The organism is Candidatus Hydrogenedentota bacterium, from assembly GCA_012523015.1.
Classification (GTDB): domain Bacteria; phylum Hydrogenedentota; class Hydrogenedentia; order Hydrogenedentales; family CAITNO01; genus JAAYBJ01.
In genome coordinates, this window is sequence record JAAYJI010000290.1 from 1 (window position 1) to 22,963 (window position 22,963).

Genomic DNA, 22,963 nt, shown 5'->3' on the forward strand with positions numbered 1-22,963 from the left:
ATTTTCGTTCCTAGCGCGATCGTTTGAGCAGTAGGGCGTGCGAAATACACTTTGGCAACTGTGCCCGGCTTTTGCTATGATTTGCCTGAATTTATCCCTGCGTAGTGCATAATTCAATTTCGAGCTCAGGAAGGATTACACGATGTATAATGCCTTGATATTACGGGAATTACTTGCCATGTCCCATTACTTGGGGCATGAGAAACGGGGCTATGCGATTTTAGGCGAAGGGAACACCTCCGCTAGGATTGACGGGGATCATCTCTATGTGAAAGCCTCGGGGACGAGCTTGGGCACGATGACGGAAAATGATTTCTTGCCGGTGTCCATCTCGAAAGTAACCCGTATTTTAGACGCCGACAGCGCCACCGATGAGGATGTAAAGGAGGCGTTAAAAGGCGGTCTCGTTGATCCCACTGAGCTGCGTATGCCTTCCGTGGAAACCATCTTACATGCGCTCCTCTACGAATACCCCGAGTATTCCTTTATCGGCCATACTCATCCCGAAGCGATCAATGGCATTTTGTGTTCCGTCAATGCGGAGAAGGCGATGAGCGGACGTTTGTGCCCGGATCATATTGTGGTCATGGGCCGTGCTTCCGTATACGTGCCCTATGTGGATCCGGGGCTGGTGTTGGCGAGGGAGGCGCGCGATCGTGTGCGCCATTTCATTGAACGGGAGAATGAATTGCCGAAAGCTGTGGTCATGCAAAATCATGGATTTTTCGCCTTGGGCGCGACCGTAAAAGCGGTAACCGCAATCACAGACATGGCCGAGAAAATGTCGCGAATATTAATCAGTACCTACGCCATGGGCGGCCCTCAATTTATGAGTGATAAGGATATCGACCGTATCGCTTCCCGTCCTGACGAAAAATATCGTCAGGAAAAACTGGTGTAATCCCGTGCTGTTGTTGGTGAATATCAAATTTAACCCTCATTCAGGAAGGTAAGAACCATGAGTAAAATGAAGGAATATAAACAGGCTGCTCAAGCACTTCCCGACAGTTATCGTGCGTGGCAGGTCTTTGGCGCCGGTCTTGAAAATGTGGGTATTAACGGCGAATCCGTTGTGGTGCCCCTCCGTCAGCCCGCCAAGAATGAGGTGATGCTGCGTATCGATGCACTGGGCTTGTGCCTTTCCGATATGAAAATTATCAATCAAGGCGGCAACCATCCGCGTCTGCGCGGCCGTGACCTGAAACAAGATCCCACGGTTCTCGGTCATGAATGTGCGGCGACCCTTGTCGCTGTGGGCGAAGATTGGAAAGACCGCTTCACTGTGGGACAGCGCTTTATCGTGCAGGCAGACATCTATTATAAAGGCGTGGGCTACGCCTTTGGTTATATGATTCCCGGCGGCTTGGCGGAATATGCCTATCTGGACGAGCGCGGTCTTGACGGTGATGAAGGCTGCTATTTGCTGCCCGTCCAAGAGGATACTGGCTACAGTGAAGCGGCGCTCAGCGAACCTTGGGCGTGCGTGGAAATGTCCTATGCCCTGGAGGATCGTGTGGAGCCTACGGGCGAAAAACAACTGGTCGTTTCCGATCAAGGTGACGAGTTTCGAAAACAATTTCCCAAAGCCGACTTCGTTCCTTCAAGCTTGGCGGGGCTTGGTATAGACACCTACGACGACATCATTATCACGGCGCCGTCGCCGGCGCTGGTGGAGACTTTAGGTGAACGACTGAATCCCAACGGCGTCATGTTTTTACTGGGCAACCCGAGCGAGAGCGGTGAAGCGATGCTGGATGTGGGGGCGATTCACTACCAAAACAAACGCTATCTGGGCGGCGGCGATAGCTTGGAAGCTATTGCACAGATTAATAAACGGCATGACCTCTTGCCCGGCGGCAGGGGGCTCTTCATAGGCGCCGGCGGTCCCATGGGGCAAATGCACGTGCAGCGCGCCATTGAGACGGAAGGAGCGTTGAGCCGCGTCGTCGTCACGGATCTCGACCGCAAACGGCTTGATCATATTGAGGCGCGCTTCGGCCCCATGGCACAGGCACGGAATATTGAATTGATCACGTTGGCTCCCGGTGATTTTGAGAATGAAGACGCCATGAACGCCCGCATCCAAGCGCTGGGCGGCGCGGAAGGCTATACGGATATTGCCGTAATGGCTCCCGTACCTGCCTTGGTGCGTCAATCGGTAAGCCTGACCGGTGCCAAGGGCTTTGTCAATCTTTTTGCCGGTCTCGCAACGGGCACCAAAGCTTTGGTTAGCATTGATAAGATCTGTGCGGGCGTAAAAATGATAGGCTGTTCCGGCAGCCGCATCCGTGATCTGCGCGCCGTTCTCGCTATGGTTGAAAGTAAGAAGTTGGAAAGTAACCGCAGTGTGGCGGCGATTGGCGGATTGGATGCGGCCCATAAAGGCTTGACGGCAGTCAAGGAAGCATGGTATCCCGGCAAAATTATCATCTATACGCAAGTACCGTCTTTTCCATTGACGCCTCTGGAAAAGCTTAGTGAAACAGAGGCCGAAATTGCCGCTGCCTTAAGTGAAGAAGGCGCGTGGACCAATGAAGCGGAGCGTCTCTTCTTAGAAAAATATCTGCCCTAAAAGAGCGGTTGATTTTAAAATAATCAGCGTGGTATAGTAGCGCGACCGGTTCACAGGGCGATAGTCGCTCTGATGCTAAGAGGGAATCCGGTGTAAATCCGGAACTGCCCCGCAGCGGTAAACAGGAACGAAAGCACAAGCATAGGCAGAGATTGCCCATGCGAAACGCACTGATCCCATCGGATGGGATTGGGAAGCGGTGTCAAGTAGGAAACGCGTAAAGCAACTGCCTGTAAGTCCGAAGACCTGCCGGGAATTGGCTTGGGCTTCTTCCCATACAGCTGCCTGCCGCGAAGTGTGTCTCTGTGATACGCTTCGTGATTTGGCGGTCTGTGGCGACGGTGAAGCCTGACTAGAAACGAGGGTTTCCTGATGAATTGCGCTCCTTCCCTGTCTGTCCATGTCCTTTTCCGCTCCGTTGTTCTGTTCGCCTGTCTTGTCGTTGCACCTGTATTTTCCGCCTCTTGGGCGCAAAGTGCCGCGCCTATCCCCCTAAACGGGTGTACTGTGGAAAGCTATTATGCTTTTCCTGCCTCTGCTGCGGCTGTGTTGATCAGTTTTGACTGGGACCATACGGGCGCACTCCATTACACCGTGGGCGACGGCGCTTGGGGCACCAAGCTGGAAGTCTATCGTGTCGCCGAGGGCGAAGCGCCGTTCCGTGTCTTTGATTCTCAAGATATTTGGGCCGGTTCCGTCATGAGCTGTATAGACGGCTATGTGTATTTCAATGACGGCGGTGACGCGCTCCGCGCCGATGCCAACTATTATTACTATCCCATTGAGGCACCGCAATCTGTCGCGCCCTTGCTCGAGGCTCCTTATGGCGCGAGTCTGTGGGGGGCGACGGCACGACATTCCGGCGAATTCTTCGCTTCAGGCTCTGCCGTTACTTGGGGACCGGCGGCGCTCTTTTACAGCACTGTCAACGCCTCAGGACAATTGGAGACCTTGCCGCCCCTGCAATTCGGAGACCTAGACGATTCTCCCGGTCCCATGGTCTTCGACACGGAGGGTAACCTCTACTATGCGCCCGGTTACAGTTACGGCGAATCCGCCTTCCTATTCCGGTGGAGTGTCGCTGAGCTGGAAGCTGCCCTGGCGGATCCTATGCTTGAAGGCTTGGAAGGGGACGGACACGGCTTTGCCGCCATACCGCAGCCTTATGCAGGCGCCACAGGACTTGCCGTTGACCTCGACGCCAACCTCTATGTAACAGCAACGGCTTGGGACGCGCCCAGTCAATTGCTTCTCTTCCCCAAAGGTCAGAGCAGCCCCTTAGTCTTGGCGGAATATGAAGGGCGCTTGGAGGCCGTGCGCTTTAAGGATAACGCGATCTATTTCAGCTGTGCGGATGGTATTTTTAAGCTTCCTTTATTGTCCGTTGAATCTGCGTTGGATTCCCCGGAGGTGACGGCGGAACAGGGGAAAATCGCCCTCTTCCTCATAGAAAGCCATGGCGGCGTGGGTGCGCTTCAATATCAGTGGTACCGCAAAGAGGGAGAAGAAACTTTTCTTTTAGCGGAGGAGACACAGCCCCATTTGATTATGACTGCAGCGTGGGAGCTTTCCGGCGCGCAGTTCTATTGCGTCGTATCGGATCAGGTCTCTAGTGTTGTTTCGCCGACCTTTACGCTCACGGTGCAGCCGCAGCTTCCTTTGTCCGGTCTTTTCATGAAGGGAATCATCCTCTGTCTCTTGATCGGATGCGGGATTATCATCCTTTCAACACCGCTGCTGAGGCAGTGCATTCCTGCAAGAAATGGGGGGGATAAAAACTTGTAACGCCCCTCTTTCTTTTGCTATACTTTCTCCAGTCAGAGGAAGTTAGTATACGTTATGGAGACGTAGTTCAGTTGGTTAGAACGCCGGCCTGTCACGCCGGAGGTCGCGAGTTCGAGTCTCGTCGTCTCCGCCATTAACAATTCCAGCCGCTTGACGATGTCAGGCGGCTTTTTTATGCCTTGCCGCGCCCTCATGCAAAATAACGATGAATAGCATCTGCAATATAATCACAGGCATGTCCATCGCCGAAGGGGTTAACGGCTTGGCTCATTACATCATAGGCGTCTTTATCTTCGATGAGGCGCACACACTCCTGCACGATGCGTTCCGCATCGGTGCCCACCAAGATAGAGGTACCTGCTTCGAGCGCTTCAGGCCGTTCCGTCGTATCCCGCATGACCAGCACCGGTTTGCCCAGGTGAGGTGCTTCTTCCTGTACGCCGCCGGAATCGCTGAGCAGAAAATACGCCTGATCCATCGCCCAGATGAAAGCCTCATAGCTCAAGGGTTCCATGAGATGGATATTTTGCTCTTCACTGAGATAACGCTGCACAGGCTTGCGCACATTGGGGTTGAGATGGACAGGATAGACAAATCGGTAGTCCGGATAGCGTTTTGCCAAGGTTAAAATCGCTTGGCAGATGGATTCGAAACCGGAACCGAAGTTTTCGCGGCGGTGTCCCGTGATCAGGATCATGGGCGCTCCTTGGCGGATCGCTTCCAGCGGGAAGGCTTCGGGCAAGAGGGGCTGTTCCTTGCGCACCTTTGCCGCCACCAGATCCAACGCATCAATGACGGTGTTCCCGGTCACGAAAACCCGTTCTTCCGGTATGCGTATGGACAAGAGGTTTTGTTTAGCTTTTTCCGTCGGCGCAAAATGCAGGTCGGCGAGACAGCTGCTCAGCTGTCGGTTCACCTCCTCGGGGTAGGGCGCAAAACGGTTCCACGTACGGAGTCCCGCTTCCACATGTCCCACAGGGATGCGCGCATAAAAGGCGGCGAGGGCACCGGCGAAAACCGTCGTGGTGTCTCCTTGCACAACGACCATATCCGGGCGCTCTTCGGCAAATGCCTCTTGGAGGCTTTCCAGCACGGCACAGGTCACATCGGTCAGGCTTTGTCCTTGGCGCATGAGATTGAAATCTCGATGCGGCTCCAAGGCAAAGCTTTGCAGCACTTGATCCAGCATTTGACGATGTTGACCGGTCACCCACAGAAGGGGCGCATAACGTTCCGGTTCGCGGCAAAGACGTAGGTATAAAGGCGCAAGTTTGATTGCTTCGGGACGGGTGCCGAAAATAATGGCTATCTTGATGGGGTCTCGCATGTTCAGGCTCCAATGAGTTGATGATAGGGTGTCATTTTCTTCTTCGTGATTCTACAGGACGTTTCAGGTGGTAACAAAACAAATCCGAAAAGAACAAGACGGTGCTGTGCCATAAACTGGCAAGCATGGCGAGTTGTTCCACGCGATAGGGCAATCCTTTTCGGTTAGGCGCGCCTGCGCGAAGGAAGCGGAAGACTCGTTTGAAAAAAGCGCTTTCTTTTTTCATGGTGGTGGAGAGCTGTCCTTCTTTGGCATATAAGCGGCGCACGGCGAAACTCTCGCGACAGGTGCGGAACAACACGGACAAGGTGAAGCGTTCCGCTTCGATGGCATGCAGCACACGAGCACGGGGCTCTATAGCGATGATCTTCCCCAATCGTGCCGCCGCCAAGGCTGCGACGGTTTCCTCGCCTCGGGTCGCCATACGCCCGCCTGCGCCGTAGTGGCTGCGAAACCCGCCGATTTGGCGGAGCACATCGCGCCGTGCGCTCCAGTTCGCGCCGTAGGGATATTCCATCCATGAGTAGCAGCGGTAATAGCTGTTCTGTTTCGGTGTGAGTTGAGACCAGAAGCGCGTGAGATTCCCGCCGAACCAGCGGGGCATAGGATCAGGGGGCATCAAATCGATGGCGCCGCCAATAATCGCTGCCTCAGGGTCGGCGGCGTAGGCTTCTTGTAACACCTCAAGCAGATTAGCCTCAGCGATGCTGTCGTCGTCCACATAAACGATAATACGCCCTGATGCATGGCGAAGTCCGGCATTGCGGGCATGGGACAAGCCCGGCGGTTGGCAGGCGATTTCTCGGATTTGCAGCCGGGGGGCGCAGTTGCGTATGGCGTTGAGAATGGATGTATAGTCGCGGAGCTCGGGCGCATTGTTCACAACAAGGATTTCATAGGCTTCAGGAGAGAGGCTTTGTGCACGGAGCGCATCCAAGCAGCGCGCCAAGAAGGCAGGCTCGCGGTTCGTACAAATAATGACGGAAAAAGACAGGGTCTCCTCCTCCGAGGCGAGGGCTTTACGTTCCATTTCCGCGCAAAAACGCGCCGTCGTATGGCATTGAATGGCATGGACCAGGCACGCCGTATTATCCGTTGCGATCCAACCTCGATGCTGCTCCAAGGCGGGGAGGGGTGGTGCATCGGAACCGCCGTAGATCGCTAAAGTCCACATGGGCGGCAAGGTAGGCGGCAGCGCCGGATCCCCCAAAACGAGGAGTACAGCGCTGTGGCAGTCTGTAGGAAAGGATTCGGGCAGGGCTGTAGCGCTTTCGCAGATATAAACCCACGCTTGGGGCAAGACCCATCCCTTTACCGTCTTATCCGATCCGTTTAGGGCATGACTCTTATCCGTGATCGCCGTTTTCAATCGCTGTGCCAAGGCTTGGCAGGCAGCGCTTTCATCGCTCTCAATTTGCCATGCCATGGGACAACTGATGATATCGCGCCGCGCCTCATCCAAACAGAGAAGGGCCGCTTGTCGATCCAAAATATTCAAAGTTTTTGATTGTGCTGTGAGCGATTGATCGTGAATTCGATATTGGTAAATAGAGCCGTGGTGTTTGCTGTGGCGCAGGCAGAGTTGGGCGTTCACGCGCAGCCAAAAATCATAATCCTCACACGTGAATTGGTGTGTGCTGTACGTGCCGATGAGGGCTAAGATTTCGCGCCGGTAAAGGAAGGCAGCGCCTACGCAGTTCCAGCGGTGGAGGAGCGACACATGACCCGGCAACAGAATTTCACCGGGATTTTTAGTGTACTGGTAGCCTGGGTAGTAGGGCGCATCGGCGTAGGCTTCTCCTCGCTCATTGATAACCTCCATATCGCCAAAAACCATGTCTACCCAAGGGCGCGCCTGCAGATCTGCCACCAGCACCTCTAAGAAGTTGGCTTTGAGCCGATTATCGCAGCTGGTCCACGTCACAAATTCGCCTTGTGCGAGCTTATGCCCTGCATTCAAGGCAGCAGGCAGCTTTTGGTTATCCTGTCGGAAGGGACGTATACGCGGTTCTTCAGCGGCAAGGCGGTGGATTAAGGCGGCCGTGCCGTCTGTGGAACCATCGTCCACAAGGATCAGCTCCCACTGTTCATAGCTCTGGTTCCGTATGGATTCGACGGCTTTCTCTAAATAGGCTTCGCCATTGTAGACGGGTAAGATGAGGGAAACGAGCCCCTTTTGACCCGGCCCTCGGAGTGTGGAAAAGTCCCGCGCCACAATGCCGTCCCGCCCATCCAACAAGTAGTGGTAGGGTATTTGTGCGGCAGTCGTGAATCGGCTGTACACGTCGAAGCTGCGCACCGTCCTTCTGATTCCTCGGAAGATCAGTCGCTGCACAGGATGTTGGGGTACAGGGAGCATTTTCTTTCCTGTTTAGGTATTCATGCAATAACGTAGCGTGATGTAATGAGACAGACGCCCGATGAGAATCCGTTCTGATGCGTAAATGGTGATTCGCCACGGCGGAAAAAGCGTTTCACTGTACCCACGGCGCGCCTAAAATCATTGTATAAAAAGCCTTCATGACAGTGCAAACCCTTGCTTTTCAGGAACTAAAAGTTGAAAGGCAGTGAAATCAACGTCTATACTCTGTTGAGGACATTTAGCGTGACGTGAACCAAGGGTGCTGTCTTCGCTGCTCGTCCCGGTGTTATTCTTAATCGTAGTTTAGTCAAGAGTTTACCTTCCCGGCTACCGCGGCTGTTGCCCGGAATAAAAGGGTATTACATGAAAAGAGAGTCTTTGAGTACGCCCCTGCACATGTTGAAGAAACATGGGCGGCTCTCTTTGCATTTAGCGGTGCGGGGCGTGCGGGGCCGCTACAAAGGCAGCATGTTGGGCTTGGCATGGACCTTGATCACGCCTTTATGCATGCTGGGCATTTACACCTTCATCTTCAGCGTTGTTTTTCAAGCGCGCTGGGGCCATGATCTGGGCAGTTCGAAAGCCGCTTTCGCCATTGTGCTCGTTTGCGGGCTCACGGTCTACCAAATCTTTTCCGATTCCGTGGGCATGTCGGTGCAATTGATTGTGAACAATCCCAACTATGTGAAACGGGTTGTCTTCCCTTTGGAGGTCCTTCCTTTCTCCGGGTATTTGACCTGTTTCATGTTAAATCTGGCTTGGTTCTTAATTGCCATCGTGGGTGTCCTGTTCTTTTTGAATCGCTTGTGTATTACAACCCTTGCGCTGCCCTTGGTATTGATTCCCCTATCCTTTTTCACCCTGGGCATCTGTTGGCTCGTCGCCTCCTTGGGCGTATTCTTCCGCGACTTGAACCACTTTATCACCATTGTATTGCGCATGCTCTTATTTTTGACGCCTATTTTCTATGAAGCGGAGCGCCTTCCCTATCCTGTGCGCTATGTGGTTTACGTCAATCCCCTCGCCGTTTTTGCAGAACAAACGCGGCGCGTTCTTGTCTATAATCTTTGGCCCCAATGGGGCATCCTGATCTTATGGTTTATCATTTCCCTATGTTGTTGTCAATTGGGGTATTTGTGGTTCATGCGCACGAGAAAGGGCTTTGCCGATGTCCTCTGATGCTCCTGCGCTGCGCCTGCAAAACATAAGTAAGATTTACCAAATCTATGACGCGCCCCACCATCGGCTGCTGCAAATGATCTATGGTCATCGCCGTCGTTTCTTTCGGGAATTCTGGGCGCTCCGTGATCTGAATTTCGAGGTGCAGGCAGGCGAGAGCATCGGCATCATCGGGCGCAACGGCGCAGGAAAGAGTACGCTCCTGCAGATCATAGCGGGCACGTTGACGCCGAGCATCGGCAGTTGCGAAACGCGGGGCAGGGTCACGGCGCTCCTCGAACTGGGCAGCGGTTTCAATCCCGAATTTACGGGCAAAGAAAATGTGCGATTAAATGCGGCTGTCTTGGGTTTGACCGATAAAGAAATTGACGAGAAGTACGAGGACATCGTCGCCTTTGCCGATATCGGTGATTTCCTGAACCAGCCTGTGAAGACCTATTCGAGCGGCATGAAAATGCGTTTAGCTTTTGCGGTGCAGGCTTTTATCGACCCCGAGATTCTTATTATCGATGAAGCCTTGTCCGTCGGCGACGGTGCCTTTCAGATCAAGTGCATGAAACATATGCGCGGTATGCTTGAACGGCAAACCACGGTTTTGCTGGTGAGCCATAGCCTGCAAACCTTGCGGAGCTTTTGTTCCCGTATAATTTGGCTTGACGATGGCAAATTGAAGATGGACGGCGATACACGGGACGTGACCAGCCGTTATAGTGAAACGATTTTCTCCACGGCTCCCAATGGACGGGGAAAGAAGACCAACACAGAAAAAACCAAAGCGGCGGCGTTGGCAGATGTGCGCAGCTTTCCCGTCCTTCCTCTGGAAGAAGTGCAGAGAACAGAATCGCTGCGGCGCTGGGGAACGGGGGAGGCGCAGGTCGCCGCCTTTTCCTTCTATGCGGAAGAGCCCGGTATCGTGAAATCCTATGAATTTGGGAGTACGGTGACCCTTAATGTCGAGGCTTCCATAAAGACGTCGCTGCCCGAGGAGGCAGTTGCCCTCGCCTTTGCCATACGTAATAAACAGGGGCTCGATATCATTTCCGTTAGCACCGACCGGCTCCATGTCTTTTGTGATACGCCTGAGGCGGGAACAACACTGCGCGCCCGATTTTCCTTTGCCCTTCGTGTGGCTCCGGGCGACTACTCTCTGATTCTCGCCGTGGCCTATAATGAAGAAGGTCGCCGCGTTTATATCGATTATGTGGAAAATGCCCATTACTTTTCGGTGCTGTCCGACGAGCCTCATTATGGCGTCTACGAACCGGAAGTGCAGGCGGAATTTCTCTAAAGTGGAAGGTGGAGAATTTTAATGACTGACACAGCTCATATCAATTCACCGGCTTATTGGGATCAGCGCTTTCAACAGGATTGGGCTGCCAATGGGGGCGAAGCCTATACGCGCGCCTACGCGGAACTTTGTCTTGAATTCCTTCCCGAGCATTTGCAGATGGAAATACGACGCGGCCATTTGCAAATCTGCGATTGGGGCTGTGCCGAAGGGGAGGCCGTCTCCTATTTCAGCCAACATTTTCCCGCTAATCTGGTTTGCGGCGTTGATGTATCCGAAACGGCGATTGCCAATGGGCGCCGCAAATTTCCCGAACTCAATTTCCAAGCACAAGATTGGTTGGCTCCGGATGCGGAACTGCCGTCTTTTGACGTCGTCTTCAGTTCCCACGTCTTGGAGCATTTTCCCCATCCCATGACTATCCTCAGCGAAGTGCTTGGCCGTGTCGCCACTAAAATGATCATCGTGCTCATGCCCTACGCGGAAGACCCTGCGAAGAAAGATCCCGAACACGCCTTCCGTTTTCTTGATACGAATTTACCCATGTACTGGGAAGGCTGGTCCTGCGCCTTCTTCCGTGTTTTTGATACGCGGACACGGCGCGGCCCGTGTTGGCGCGGCGAACAGACTCTGGTCGTCTACACGCGCGACGATTGGATGGACCGAAGCCTTATCGTGCCTGCCCTCAATGCATTTCGCGGGGACAGAGGCGTGTTGCAGGACGATAGGGATACGTGGCGGCGCCGTGCCGAAGATCAAGAAAAAGAATTGTTGCTCAGCGCCAAAAAATTGGAAGTCCAATTGCTCCACGATCAAAACTTCGTTCGCATTAATGAATCTTTGCGCAACCAACTTGCGGCAATACAACAGCAGCAGGCTACGGTAAAGCAAGAGCTTGTTTTATTAAAGCAAGAGCATGGCTCGTTAAAGCAAGAGCATGGCTCGTTAAAGCAAGAGCACGCCCTGTTAAATCGAAGCTATACGGCCGATAAAAAAGAATTAGAACAGAAGGGCGCACAAATCATTCATTTGAATCAACGCATTGATCAATTGCGCAGTGATCTGGCACGGCTGGAACAGGAATATCGGGATACCCGTGCTATCTTGAAATGGCCGCCTGCTATTGTCGCGTTTTATCTGCGCGCCTTGTTCAATCGTTTCAAAGGATTTCTTTCCCGCTTCCCCATTTTTTATCGTTGGACGCCTTGGCTTTTTAAGAAAGAAAAAGCCTCTGTACCTCCTCTGATCGCCGTGCCTATACCAAAGGCTGATGATGTGCCGCGTAAGGAAGAACCCCTTGTGCAGGAGAAAGAAGAGGAGCAAGAATTTGAAAAACCGACACCCGAAGAAGATGGGGCAGCGGCTGGCTCTGTTGTCGAAGAGCGCTCCTTAATCATGCCTGCACCCCGGAAGATCGCCTCTTCCCGTAGCGTTTTGAACACACTTAAAATGGGCGTTATTCTGGATACCTTTTCTTATGCCTGTTTTGATCCTGAGTGCAGGATGATTTCTTTTCGTCCCGACAACTGGCGTCAGGTGCTGGAGGCAGAGCCGCCCGATTTCCTCTTTGTCGAATCGGCTTGGCAAGGGAATGGCTCCTGGCAGACACGTATCGCTTCCTACGCCTCTCCCGCAGGAAATGAACTGGATGAGCTCTTGCAGTGGTGCAATACAAAAGATATTCCTACTGTCTTTTGGAATAAAGAGGATCCGCCCAACTTTGACCGTTTCATCAATGCTGCCGTCAAGTTCGATTAGATCTTTACGACTGACGAAAACTGTGTGGAAGCCTATAGACAACGCTGCGGCCATGATCGGGTTGCTTCTTTGCCTTTTGCGGCGCAGCCGACGATCCATCATCCCGTGTTGAAGGAAACGCGCCAAGATCGTGTTTGTTTTGCAGGCACCTACTACGCAGACTGCTTTCCCGAACGGCGGCGGCACATGGAAAATATGCTGGGCGGCAGCATCATTTTCGGACTGGATATTTATGACCGTATGTTCAGACACGAAGGTTCCGATAAAGCACGTTTTCTATTTCCCGAACAATTTCAACCCTATATCCGAGGAAAACTGTCTTACGAATCCATGTTAGATGCGTATCGGAAATATCGCGTTTTCCTAAACGTTAATTCTGTCTATGATTCGCCCACTATGTTCGCGCGGCGAGTCTTTGAATTGCTCGCCTGTGGTACGCCTCTCGTCTCCACACCCAGCAAAGGGATGGAGCAGATCTTTGGTGCTTTGGTGCCGCAGGTGAAGACAGAAAGCGAAACGCGGGCGGCCCTGCAGCCGCTCATGGATGATGATCGGGAGTGGATGCGCCGTTCCGCTCTTGGTATTCGTCGGATCATGGACGGTCATTGCTACCGTCACCGTTTGCAGACTGTGGCGCAGACGCTGGGACTGGATGCAGGCGCCAAGGATCGGGCGGAGGACTGTGTGCTCCTCTTGACGGCAGCCCAACATCCCGAACGGACGGCTCACGAATTAGCCTCGCAAAACCGACCTGCCTGTGCCGTTTATATCCTGAATACGGGGGCTGAAGCGGAGAAACAGCGTGCCTTCCTGCTTGCGCGAGGAATCGCCGCCTCCGTGACTTCCCTTGATCAGGTTATCCCTTGCCTGAGCCAAGAGCATCCTGAGGCTTCCCTAGCCCTTATACATGGGGCGCACAGCTATGGACCGTCCTATTTGCGCGACGGCATGGACGCGCTCCGCTATTCCAACTGTGGGCGCAGCGGATTAGACAGCCACTTCGCGGCACAAGAAGAGGGCGTAGTGCTGCTGCCCGGATCGGAAAAGCCCTGTTTTGTGCGCCGTCGCTGTTTAGTTGCCACGCTTTTCATGAGACCGGGAGAGCTCAATGAAAACGTGTTGACACGCAGCAACAGGGAGGTTTATATCGAAGACGACAGCCCCTGTTTTCTGCGTTATCCTTTTGAATTTATTGCGAATGCCCCGGAGGTTCTTCATGAAAAAGCCGCTTCAGTCGCTTTTATCCCGTTTGATTCCTAAGAAAAAAGAGCAGCCTTATCCTGATCGAAGGGAACACAGGCCGATACGTATGGTCATTGCCGGTCATGATCTCAAATTTACGGGACCCTTTCAAGACTACTTCGGAAATAATCCTCGTTATGAACTGCGTATTGATGAACATGCCGGTCATGACATTGCTTCTGAAAAGCAGAGCAGCGAATGCCTTCAATGGGCTGATGTAATCTTTTGCGAATGGGCGCTGGGCAATTTGGTCTGGTATTCTCACCATAAGAAAGCGGGGCAACTCCTTTTTTCCAGACTGCATCTGCAGGAACATCAGCACCGTGACCGCATCTCCTATCTCTACGACACGAAATGGGAAGCTGTCGATAAACTCTTGTTAACGTCTCACCACATTTATGAGCATATGATTGATGAGTTTCCTGTGTTGCGCCGAGGACGCGCTCATCTCTATTATTGCCCCATTGACGCTTGCGGCGTGTTGAATAGGGAAAAGACATCTGACACTGCCAAGGTTCTGGGCATGGTTGGCATCGTGCCGCAGCGGAAGCGGCTGGATCTCGCCATTGCCATATTGGATGCTCTGCAGCAGGTTGACCCTTCATATTCGCTGCGCGTCAAAGGACATCGGCCCGAAGCTTATGGATGGATGCTGCAGCGAACAGAAGAAATGGCATGGTATAAATCGATCTATAAACGTATTGATGCTTTGCCCCGCCCGGAAGCTTTGATCTTTGAAGCCCACGGCGAAGACATGGCTCAGTGGTATACAGGCGTTAGCTTTTTACTCTCTACCAGCGATTTCGAAGGCTCTCATCAATCGGTGGCGGAGAGCATGGCAACAGGCTGCATCCCCGTCATCCGCCAATGGGAAGGCGCCGATCGTATTTACCCCCATCGTTTCAGTTGGTCGGAAACAGAAGATGCCGTTGCACAAATTCTAGGCTGCCGCGATGATGCGGCGCGCGAAGAGGCTTCCGCCTATTCCCGCCATTGGGCGCAGCATTATTTTGATCAACAAGCCTTATGTGAAGACTTAGACGCTCTCATACTCCGTTCCTTTGAAAGCACGTGGAAAGCATGCATCGGCGATGAAGAACGGAAGCTTATGCTCCGGTATCATCCCCGTGTGCTTATTGTCGGTTATCTGCCGCCCGGCTATCGCGGCGGCTATCGCGTCCGCATAGAAGAGCAAATCCGTATGTTGATGAAGTGGGGGGCATTGGTTCATTTTGCTTGTTTGCATCCCAAATCAGACAAGCAAAAATTAGAGGCTCATCGTCAAGAATTAGAAACCTTGAATTGTCCTGTCTTACTTGTTGAAAGTGATTCGCTTTTTGCCATCGATCTTGACAGTCAAAAAGCGGCCCATGCCGTGGATTTGCTCGAGCGCTATGCACGAGAGCAGCAAATAGACGTGGTGCAAGGGGAAGCGCTCTATTGCAGCCGCCTTTCCCTTTTTCTGCGCGAACGCCTGCCTCAACTCAAATTTGTATTTGATTGTCATGGCATATCCCCGGAAGAGGAGCGCATGGGCGGCGCGGCTGAAAATCGCGTCCATGCTTTGGAAGCCATGGAACGGCGAGTTCTCGAAGAAGCGGACCTGTCGCTTTTTGTGTCCCATGCCATGCACCGCCATTTTCAACGCAAATACGATTATGCTAAAAAAGAATGGCAACTCCTGCCCTGCGGCGTCACCGAGTCCCGTTTCGATACCTGTCAGCCTGAGATCAAGGAGCGTGTTGACGGAAAGGGACTGGTAATCGCCTACGCCGGTACTTTGGCTGCGTGGCAGTGCGGCAAAGAGATGATCCGTTTTTTCGCCCAACTCAAAAAGATACGGGAGGAGTTGTTTTTCTTGTTGCTTATTCCTGAAAAAGAACAGGATCAGGCGCGGGCGCTGCTGGCGCAAGAAGGCTTCGCCGAAGAAATGTTTTGCTTACAGGAGTTGCCCCACGACAAGATCGCTTCCGCCCTCGCATGTGCGGATGTGGGGGTGCTGCTCCGTCGCAGCGATCCGGTCAATGAGGTGTCTTCACCCACGAAGTTTGGAGAATATCTTGCCGCCGATCTTGCCCTAATCCTTACAGACGGTATCGGCGATTACAGCGCCGTCGTGAAAGAAGCAGGACTGGGCGTCGTGTTGGATCCTGCCCTATTGGATGCGCCGACACTGTCCGAAGCAGACGCGGAGCAATTAGAAGCATTGTTTGAACGGGCATCCCGGTCTCGAGAGGAGCGAAAGAAAGCAGCACAATCCTATGTGCGCAGTCATCTCCATTGGGATCAGCAGAGCAAAGCATTGACCGCAGCCTACGGCAGCCTTTTTAAAAGCCCCGCTTCAGAGTAATAAGGGCGCGGTTATGGTTCCACAGTCGGCGCTGCGGATTACTCCTCATCGGCCGCGGTTTTCACAAGCTGAAAATGACTGAAGTTGGCGGTGCTGAGACTTTTCCAATTGCCGTTGAATTGCTGCAGCGCACGGATTCCAAAAGCGAGTTGCAAATTTCCGTCACCGTCAGGCTTGAGCCCCGGGATTTCGACATAGGTTGCAGATGCAGCGTCACAATGATCCATTTCCAGTTTTAATTCCCCATTGACGATTATGGATAAGGAAAAGATATTCGGCGTCAGTCCATCCTTGGCGCCGGCAGAAGGACACCGGATAATGCCCCCAAGGCAATAGCTGCTGTTGGGATCACCGCTATAGCGTTTTTCTGCAAGCACATAATCATTTGCTTGGGGTTTGGAGTGAAAGCGCATAATCATACGCAGCGTATTTTTAGATGGCGGATCTATATCCCATCTTTTGTTTGCCTCATCTCGCCTAATGGCGATGGTATCTTTGCCTATTCGATCCCTATAGGGGCCGTAAACTTGTTGAAAACTTAATGGAACCGAAGTGTGTGTATCCCAATGGCGCATATAGAGCATTTTGTTCGGAGATAAAGCATAGGCACCCATAGCGGCAAGAAAGCCGCCGAGAAGTAAGAATACACTGAGCGCCACACCCCACCGCAGCGAACTGCACTCTGAAAGCGCTTCTTTTTCTTTGCCGAAGTAATGCAATAGAGAACGCCCCATATAAATGGGCAGGATCAACCAAATGGGATAGATATAGCGGGCTTGAATTTCTCCAAAGACCAAGACTATAAAGACCAGAAATGTGAGCACGAGCAAGGGCGGATAATAATGAACCTGCCAATTCGTATTGCGAAAGGCTTTGATCATACTCATTAGGGCTAAGACCAAAAAGAAAAACATGAAGGCGTCAGTTAATAAAAACAGGGCGCGTCTGGGCAACAAGGTGGGTGTCAAGGGCGCCTTCATAGAGAGTGCCGAAAAATAAAAGTTATCGTCTTCTCCCAAAGAGAATAATTTCTTGGTACGCAGCAGCCATTGCGGCACATAGCGGAGATGATTATACAGATATTCAGAGAGGAACCAGTTATCGCTGAAGGCAGTCCAGAATTCTATAGGTTTTTCGGGAGTAACACTTGTTTGGGCAGATTTTATAATATTTTGTAAATTGATATGGTCATAATAGGTACCGTCGTAATTGTCGATAGACGTAAAAAGAACACGTCGATTCATGGGCGGCGTCGTTCCATAGAGCTGCGTCACCTTAGCGAAAACCTGTTTAGACAGGGTCATCGTTGCATGAGGCACGACCAAAGAACTCAACAGAAAAAGGACAAGGAAAGAGATTGTTTTGAGTTTGGGCGCAGATTTATACATCTGATTACAATAAGAGACTAGGGCAGTCAGAGAAAATACCGTGATACCCAAGAGTATAAATAAGCCGTAACTGCGGTTTAGATCGGTAACGAACCAGAGAAGACCTGCGAGAATAGCAAGCACAAGAGTACGCAGATAATATTTCTTAACACTCATTAAAATGAGCAGATCGTAACAGCCCAAGAAAAGAAGGAGCAGAAAAGATCCTGTAAGATCGTGGGAAGTGATGCCGACGCTGTATAAAAGTTCCGGCACAAAAAGGAGCAGCCACAGCGTGAGCTGCGCCGCCGTCCTTCCGAAATAACGGGTACTGAGGCGGTAGACCATGAGAAAGGTAACTGCTTGAAAAAGAACATTGCTGAGTTTGTAAACAAAAGCCCCATTTCCAAAGCAATAAATGAGGGGCGCCCAAATGGGCAATACCCTTCGAAGATAGGTCTTACCGAGTGTTTGGGGGAATTCCCAATATTTAACGATTCTGGCGGCAATATCCCAATATTGTTTGAAATCGCTGTAAAGAGTCGGATGAACATAATAGAGGTAAAGGGCTCGGCTAAGAAAGAACAGGGGGAGAAAAATACACAACAAAAAGAACCAATGAGATGGACGCCATCGTGCGATGAGAAAGGATCCTACTGCCCAGGTCAAGAAAAAAGCCAGCAAGAAGGGGATGAAAAAGAACATTTGCTCCCATTGATTACTAGAGGTAAAATAATGTCGCCATTGTTCCGGAAAAATAAATCGGATGAGTATGGGGGTGACAAGGATGAGGCAAATGCCGCCGTTCAACGCGCGGATCAAGGTTTTTTCAATGGTGAAATCAATACGGTGCCGATACCAATAGAGGAGCGAAAAGACACCCGCCCCCACACAGACAAGCATCAATAATCCATAACCAACATACAATTCATCAAATAGTGTAAAAAGCAACTCTTTACCGGGCACACCTAAAATCCTTTATTCAAGTTTATATAAAAGTCTCTGTCCCCAAATAAAAAAGCATTGCGAGGAATCCCTTTTAAAACAGCATAGCACGATTTCACTTAGCAAACAAATGATTTAACCGCATCAATGACCCGTGCCTGATCTGAGGGGCTCAAGCTATTATAAAAGGGGAGGCGTACCAGGCGGTCGCTCATTTCCACCGTCACGGGACAATCCGCCTTCATCCCGCCCAAAGCACGGCCCATATCGGAGTGGTGGAGAGGAAGATAATGAAATACAGCGCTGATCTGTTGATCTCGTAAATGTTGGATAAATCTTTGTCGTGATTCCAGATCAGGCGGCAAGAGATAAAACATGTGCCAGGTCTGTTCGCAGTGATCGGGGACAATAGGCAGCCGTACCCCTTGCGCGGCAGCCCAGTTTTTCAGCCCGTCATGGTAGGTCTGCCAAATAGCTTTTCGTTGTTGCTGGATCGTGTCAATGTTTTCCAGCTGTGCATAAAGGAAAGCGGCGAGAAGATCGGAAGGAAGGTAGCTGGAACCGATATCGACCCAAGAATATTTATCGACTTGACCCCGAAAGAAACGGCTTCTATTGGTTCCTTTTTCACGGATAATTTCTGCGCGGTCTGCATATTGCTTGTCGTTGATCAGCAGCACACCGCCCTCGCCGCAGCTTACATTTTTGGTTTCATGAAAACTTTGGGTGGCAAAGGCGCCAAAAGTACCAAGGTAGCGCCCCTTATATTTTCCCAACAAACCATGGGCGTTGTCTTCGATGAGTTCCAGTCCGTAGCGCCGGCAAATGTCTAAGAGTGCATCCATTTCACAAGCCACACCGGCATAATGAACGGCAACGATAGCTTTGGTTCGGTCCGTGATCAACGCTTCCACACGGCTTTCGTCTATATTAAGGGTGTCCGGACGGATATCGGCGAAAATTGCTTTGGCTCCCCGTAACACAAAGGCATTGACGGTGGACACAAAGGTGAAGGAAGGTACAATAACCTCGTCGCCCGCTTGGATATGGCAGAGTATGGCGCTCATTTCCAAGGCATGGGTGCAGGACGTGGTAAGCAGTGCCTTTTCGACGCCCAGCCGTTCCTCAAAAAACTGATGGCATTTTTTCGTGAAAGGTCCGTCACCGGAAATGTGACCCTTTTCCACTGCTTGCTGCATATACTCCAGCTCACGGCCCGATAGGCTCACACGATTGAAAGGGATGCGCACTGATGTTGTGTTGGTCATATCATTCTCTTCAAATCCCTGTGTTTATGCATTTTCGTTCAGTGCAGTACCTTACTCATTCAGTGTCCGGCAAATTGCGGATAATCCCATGGTGCCGGTAAAATTTTCTGTTTCTAGGATTTAGTAACAAGGGCTTAAAAGACTGAAACAGATTAATGCCGGAGTTTGTGTTGCCTTCTAGGACGACAAACCCATCTTCCTGCACCAATACATCCCAAGCAATATAGTTGATATAACTAAAGTTTTTGGCGAGGGCACATACTTCCTCGCACAAGGTGTTCCAATTCGGTATTTGTACGCCTACTATGGCTTGGTTCGTGTCAGGATGAGAGGTGATTTTAATAACCTTGCTATTTTCTACTCGGTTAGCATCATATAATACACCCGTTTCCAAATCAATAGCGGCGCAGCATCCCTGGCTGCCCACGGCATCCACGGGCGCAGATTGTTTCGTGCCAAAGCGGTGCATGGCAGTAGCGATAAAGGCTTCCTTATTTTCCGGATCAATCATGGTCAGGAACTTAATGGTATTGCCGGAATGAGGGAAGATGTCGCGGGCATAGGCGGCTTGATAAACAAAATCACAAACCAAATAGTGATGACAGTTTTGTACGATGCTTTCAACTTCAGCCTCTTCAATAGGCGTGTTGTTGCGATAAAAAGAACCGTCTTCCCAAGAAAGGGCGAAGACATTCTTACCGAAGCCGCCGATAAAGCCTTTAAAGATTAATTTTTGTCCGGACTTTAAAAGGGCCTTCAACGCGTCTACGCTGTCAATGCCGGGTTTTTCGCGATGGGGGATCAGACGGCCTTTTTCGATATAAGCGTGAACTTTGGCGGTGCGTACTACCGATGAAATCAAATCGTTAAAAGCAATTTTGTTATTGATCAATTCTGTATAGCCAAGATTGATTTTGACCACCTTGGTATACATTTCATAATCGGTGAGAAATAGGGAACGATCGAAGCGCTTAAAATCGTAATAGATGATCGCATTACGGGAAAAACCGCGTCGCCACATCTTAAGGGTATTCCATAGGGATATACGCTGCTGTGTGGTCAATTCCCGTTTAACAAAGAGTAAAAAACTGGCGATGGTCAACAGAATGCGTTTCATTGCTTTCCTAATTCAATTCTAATCGTTGAAAAATAATTAAGCTTCTTCCCCCTCTTCACAGGAAGGTGCTTTAAGGGATGTTTGTCGGAAGGGAAGTGCAATGTTTCCATTCCAAAGGAAAAGAATACCGATGAAGCCAAGCAATACTGCAACAATATAGGAATACATGGACAAGGCTGTTGCCGCTTCCGCCTCGACCCCATAAAAGGACAGAAAATAAATGACGGTCAATTCGCGTACCCCGGCGCCGGAGATGGTAATGGGTATTGCAGCGATGACCCAGACCAGCGCTTGGATGGCGCACACATCAAAGAATGTCAGCGGAATGTTCATATATTTGGCCACTACAAATTTGGTCAAAAAGACAATGCCGTGAATCGGCAGGCAGAGCAGGAGAGCAAGAAAGACGCGAAAATAGTTTTGGCGGAAAAATAGAAGTGCGCTGCGCCAAGTATTTAAGAAGGAGATTAAAAATCGACCGAGCCTTCCGAAATGAGAACAAATAGTTTCCACAAGTTTTAAAATGAATTTGTTTGTGGAGACCAGGATAACACTCGAAAAGCCGAAGATGAGAAAGCCGAAAGAACGATAAAAGACGCTGCGGTCCGGTATCTTCGTGGCAAAGATCATCGCCAACGATCCCAACATAATGATGGAGAAGAGGCCAATGAAGCGGTCTGCAACAATGGCGATAAGATTGTGGGCACGGTTATTTTTTACGGTTTTTAATGCCATCGCTGTTTTCACAAAGTCGCCGCCCAGTGAGCCCGGCATAATGAGGTTGAAGGTGTGGGCAATCATTAAAAATCGAAAGTATTGCCATTGACTCAATTGTTTACTCACGTCCGGGTTGATCAGCCGCCACCGCAGCCCGCTCAACCAAGCGCGCACCATGCCAATGCCTACCAATGCAATAAAGATGTAATAAGGGATATCTTCAATATGCCGCCATACGAGTCGGAAATCCACCATTTTAATGAGTAGTCCAACGGAGAATAGGAGCACTAAAAGGCGGAGTATCAAAACATATTTTTTAGTGGTATTTTTTGCTTTCAAAGTTCTTTATCTCGAATTACGTATTGGGGCAGCCCTTTACCCTCCCGGAGGATACGGATCAAATATTCGCCGATAATACCCACGGAAAGAAGGATGAGGCCAAAATGGAAGAGATTGATCACCACGAGGGTTGTCCATCCTGCGACGGTGGTGCCGATAAAAAAATAACGGCATAAGTAAAAGAAGCCCAATAAAAAGCTGACAACGGCGCTGCATAATCCTAAGCTGCTGATCAGCTTTAGAGGGATGGCAGAATTATTGAGGACGTTGCTAATGAAAGCTTTGGTCAGGCGGGACAGACTATAGCCGCTTTTTCCATATTTGCGTTCATCATGGATTACGGGCGTATTAATAACATGGGATGACAGCTCCAGCAATACGCGCCCAATGCGGGGCCGCTCTAGATTCAAGGAAACCATTTCATCGATGAGAAAGCGCCTGATTAAGCGGAAGCTGGTCATTTCCAGTTTGGGATCTTTACCCAAAACCAAGGCACTGAACTGGTTCATGGCGTGGGTGCCCAAGCGGCGGATTAAGTTGTGCTGCTTGTGTATATACGCGCCAATCACTATGTCCGCTTCAGAATCCTGCTCATAGGCTTCAATAAGTTTGGGGATCTCCTCAGGGGGATGTTGGAGATCGTCATCGATCGTAATGACCAGTTCGCCGCGGACATGCGCAAAAGCACACATCAAGGCATTGTGCTGTCCAAAGTTTTTGGCAAGCCGTATAATGCGTATCCGTTCATCCTGCGCGCGCAATGCCTGCATCTTTTTCCAGGAATGATCGGGTGAAGAGTCATCGACAAGCACAATTTCTACCGTATCGCCCCGTTCGTCAAAAACCTTCAGTATTCTGGTGCACAGTGCTTCCAAGGAGTTTTCCGAACGGTATACGGGCACCACAATGGAATAGGTAGGTTTATCTTGTTCGCCCATAGTTATGACCTTCGTTACATGGTTGTTTCCCTATGCCATTATTATTGAAGTGTGTGTGCCCTTTCAAATAAAGCAAGAGTTTTTCTGTGCTAAAAGTACGGAGATTCCGCCCTGTTTCACGGGGATCGCGGTGAAACGTCGTTTCGTAGATGTCTAAAATACGGGTGATGGGGCTATGATCCAGCTCCAGCCGATTTGCCAACGCTTCCAAGGGTACCAAACCGGTATGAATGTCTTCATCCAGATAGCGCTGCTGCGGCACAGAGCGGTGTTGCTAGGGGACGGTTCGACCGACGGTGTTGGACAAAGATTCGCCCGAGATGCGCTGCACACCGTAACTGTAATCCAGCCAGTGTTGGGCGGACACGACAGCGTTATGAATTTCGCTGAGGCAATCATGACGCAGTTG

General features: G+C 51.0%; 16 protein-coding genes, 1 tRNA gene and 1 riboswitch. Of the genes, 9 read left to right on the plus strand and 8 right to left on the minus strand.

The window, feature by feature from the left end:
• Nucleotides 1-142: 142 nt before the first annotated feature.
• From GX117_12620 to GX117_12635, 4 genes are all read left to right on the plus strand, one after another.
• Complete coding sequence (locus tag GX117_12620) at nucleotides 143-901, plus strand: class II aldolase (GenBank protein ID NLO34174.1); 759 nt, start codon at nucleotides 143-145, stop codon at nucleotides 899-901.
• A 57-nt stretch (nucleotides 902-958) separates the two neighbouring features.
• The gene (locus GX117_12625; GenBank protein NLO34175.1) at nucleotides 959-2,572 is read left to right on the plus strand and encodes an alcohol dehydrogenase catalytic domain-containing protein; all 1,614 of its coding nucleotides are present in this window, start codon (nucleotides 959-961) and stop codon (nucleotides 2,570-2,572) included.
• Nucleotides 2,573-2,601: 29 nt separating this feature from the next.
• A riboswitch (cobalamin riboswitch) is annotated at nucleotides 2,602-2,841 on the plus strand.
• A gap of 103 nt (nucleotides 2,842-2,944) precedes the next feature.
• Nucleotides 2,945-4,357 (plus strand): hypothetical protein, encoded by a 1,413-nt coding sequence (locus GX117_12630; protein ID NLO34176.1) that lies wholly within the window; start codon nucleotides 2,945-2,947, stop codon nucleotides 4,355-4,357.
• 56 nt (nucleotides 4,358-4,413) lie between these two features.
• A tRNA-Asp gene (locus tag GX117_12635) sits at nucleotides 4,414-4,490 on the plus strand.
• Between the two features lie 57 nt (nucleotides 4,491-4,547).
• On the opposite strand, the gene wecB is transcribed toward GX117_12635, so the two are convergent.
• Nucleotides 4,548-5,684: a UDP-N-acetylglucosamine 2-epimerase (non-hydrolyzing) gene (wecB, locus tag GX117_12640; GenBank protein NLO34177.1), complete on the minus strand. Its 1,137-nt coding sequence runs from the start codon at nucleotides 5,682-5,684 to the stop codon at nucleotides 4,548-4,550.
• A 31-nt stretch (nucleotides 5,685-5,715) separates the two neighbouring features.
• Entirely contained in the window at nucleotides 5,716-8,043 is a 2,328-nt protein-coding gene (locus GX117_12645) for a glycosyltransferase (GenBank protein NLO34178.1), read from the minus strand.
• A 366-nt stretch (nucleotides 8,044-8,409) separates the two neighbouring features.
• On the opposite strand from GX117_12645, the gene GX117_12650 reads away from it, so the two are divergent.
• The 5 genes from GX117_12650 to GX117_12670 are packed head-to-tail and all read left to right on the plus strand — an operon-like array spanning nucleotide 8,410 to nucleotide 15,863.
• Nucleotides 8,410-9,225 (plus strand): ABC transporter permease, encoded by an 816-nt coding sequence (locus GX117_12650; GenBank protein NLO34179.1) that lies wholly within the window; start codon nucleotides 8,410-8,412, stop codon nucleotides 9,223-9,225.
• Nucleotides 9,215-10,513, plus strand: a complete 1,299-nt coding sequence (locus tag GX117_12655; GenBank protein ID NLO34180.1) for an ABC transporter ATP-binding protein — start codon at nucleotides 9,215-9,217, stop codon at nucleotides 10,511-10,513. The genes GX117_12650 and GX117_12655 overlap by 11 nt, the downstream gene beginning before the upstream one ends.
• 21 nt (nucleotides 10,514-10,534) lie before the next feature.
• The gene (locus GX117_12660; protein NLO34181.1) at nucleotides 10,535-12,271 is read left to right on the plus strand and encodes a methyltransferase domain-containing protein; all 1,737 of its coding nucleotides are present in this window, start codon (nucleotides 10,535-10,537) and stop codon (nucleotides 12,269-12,271) included.
• Nucleotides 12,272-12,295: 24 nt separating this feature from the next.
• The gene (locus GX117_12665; GenBank protein ID NLO34182.1) at nucleotides 12,296-13,531 is read left to right on the plus strand and encodes a glycosyltransferase; all 1,236 of its coding nucleotides are present in this window, start codon (nucleotides 12,296-12,298) and stop codon (nucleotides 13,529-13,531) included.
• On the plus strand, nucleotides 13,488-15,863 hold the full coding sequence (locus GX117_12670) for a glycosyltransferase family 4 protein (protein ID NLO34183.1): 2,376 nt from the start codon (nucleotides 13,488-13,490) through the stop codon (nucleotides 15,861-15,863). Before GX117_12665 ends, GX117_12670 begins: the two co-directional genes overlap by 44 nt.
• 38 nt (nucleotides 15,864-15,901) lie before the next feature.
• Here GX117_12670 and GX117_12675 read toward each other — a convergent pair whose 3' ends face one another.
• The 6 genes from GX117_12675 to GX117_12700 form a co-directional block, all read right to left on the minus strand.
• Nucleotides 15,902-18,196: a hypothetical protein gene (locus tag GX117_12675; GenBank protein NLO34184.1), complete on the minus strand. Its 2,295-nt coding sequence runs from the start codon at nucleotides 18,194-18,196 to the stop codon at nucleotides 15,902-15,904.
• Nucleotides 18,197-18,294: 98 nt separating this feature from the next.
• The gene (rffA, locus tag GX117_12680; GenBank protein NLO34185.1) at nucleotides 18,295-19,443 is read right to left on the minus strand and encodes a dTDP-4-amino-4,6-dideoxygalactose transaminase; all 1,149 of its coding nucleotides are present in this window, start codon (nucleotides 19,441-19,443) and stop codon (nucleotides 18,295-18,297) included.
• 55 nt (nucleotides 19,444-19,498) lie between these two features.
• Nucleotides 19,499-20,560, minus strand: coding sequence for a hypothetical protein (locus tag GX117_12685; GenBank protein NLO34186.1), 1,062 nt, complete (start codon nucleotides 20,558-20,560; stop codon nucleotides 19,499-19,501).
• Between the two features lie 36 nt (nucleotides 20,561-20,596).
• Complete coding sequence (locus GX117_12690; protein ID NLO34187.1) at nucleotides 20,597-21,616, minus strand: flippase-like domain-containing protein; 1,020 nt, start codon at nucleotides 21,614-21,616, stop codon at nucleotides 20,597-20,599.
• The gene (locus tag GX117_12695) at nucleotides 21,613-22,554 is read right to left on the minus strand and encodes a glycosyltransferase family 2 protein (GenBank protein ID NLO34188.1); all 942 of its coding nucleotides are present in this window, start codon (nucleotides 22,552-22,554) and stop codon (nucleotides 21,613-21,615) included. Before GX117_12695 ends, GX117_12690 begins: the two co-directional genes overlap by 4 nt.
• Complete coding sequence (locus GX117_12700; protein ID NLO34189.1) at nucleotides 22,538-22,816, minus strand: hypothetical protein; 279 nt, start codon at nucleotides 22,814-22,816, stop codon at nucleotides 22,538-22,540. Before GX117_12700 ends, GX117_12695 begins: the two co-directional genes overlap by 17 nt.
• Between the last annotated feature and the right edge of the window lie 147 nt (nucleotides 22,817-22,963).

Excerpts from the sequence above, each read along its gene's own strand:
- GX117_12650 (NLO34179.1), top strand. The coding sequence starts at position 8,410 with ATGAAAAGAGAGTCTTTGAGTACGCCCCTGCACATGTTGAAGAAACAT.
- GX117_12620 (NLO34174.1), top strand. The coding sequence starts at position 143 with ATGTATAATGCCTTGATATTACGGGAATTACTTGCCATGTCCCATTAC.
- GX117_12645 (NLO34178.1), bottom strand. The coding sequence starts at position 8,043 with ATGCTCCCTGTACCCCAACATCCTGTGCAGCGACTGATCTTCCGAGGA.
- GX117_12630 (NLO34176.1), top strand. The coding sequence starts at position 2,945 with ATGAATTGCGCTCCTTCCCTGTCTGTCCATGTCCTTTTCCGCTCCGTT.
- GX117_12655 (NLO34180.1), top strand. The coding sequence starts at position 9,215 with ATGTCCTCTGATGCTCCTGCGCTGCGCCTGCAAAACATAAGTAAGATT.
- GX117_12625 (NLO34175.1), top strand. The coding sequence starts at position 959 with ATGAGTAAAATGAAGGAATATAAACAGGCTGCTCAAGCACTTCCCGAC.
- rffA (NLO34185.1), bottom strand. The coding sequence starts at position 19,443 with ATGACCAACACAACATCAGTGCGCATCCCTTTCAATCGTGTGAGCCTA.
- GX117_12695 (NLO34188.1), bottom strand. The coding sequence starts at position 22,554 with ATGGGCGAACAAGATAAACCTACCTATTCCATTGTGGTGCCCGTATAC.
- GX117_12685 (NLO34186.1), bottom strand. The coding sequence starts at position 20,560 with ATGAAACGCATTCTGTTGACCATCGCCAGTTTTTTACTCTTTGTTAAA.
- GX117_12660 (NLO34181.1), top strand. The coding sequence starts at position 10,535 with ATGACTGACACAGCTCATATCAATTCACCGGCTTATTGGGATCAGCGC.
- wecB (NLO34177.1), bottom strand. The coding sequence starts at position 5,684 with ATGCGAGACCCCATCAAGATAGCCATTATTTTCGGCACCCGTCCCGAA.
- GX117_12670 (NLO34183.1), top strand. The coding sequence starts at position 13,488 with ATGAAAAAGCCGCTTCAGTCGCTTTTATCCCGTTTGATTCCTAAGAAA.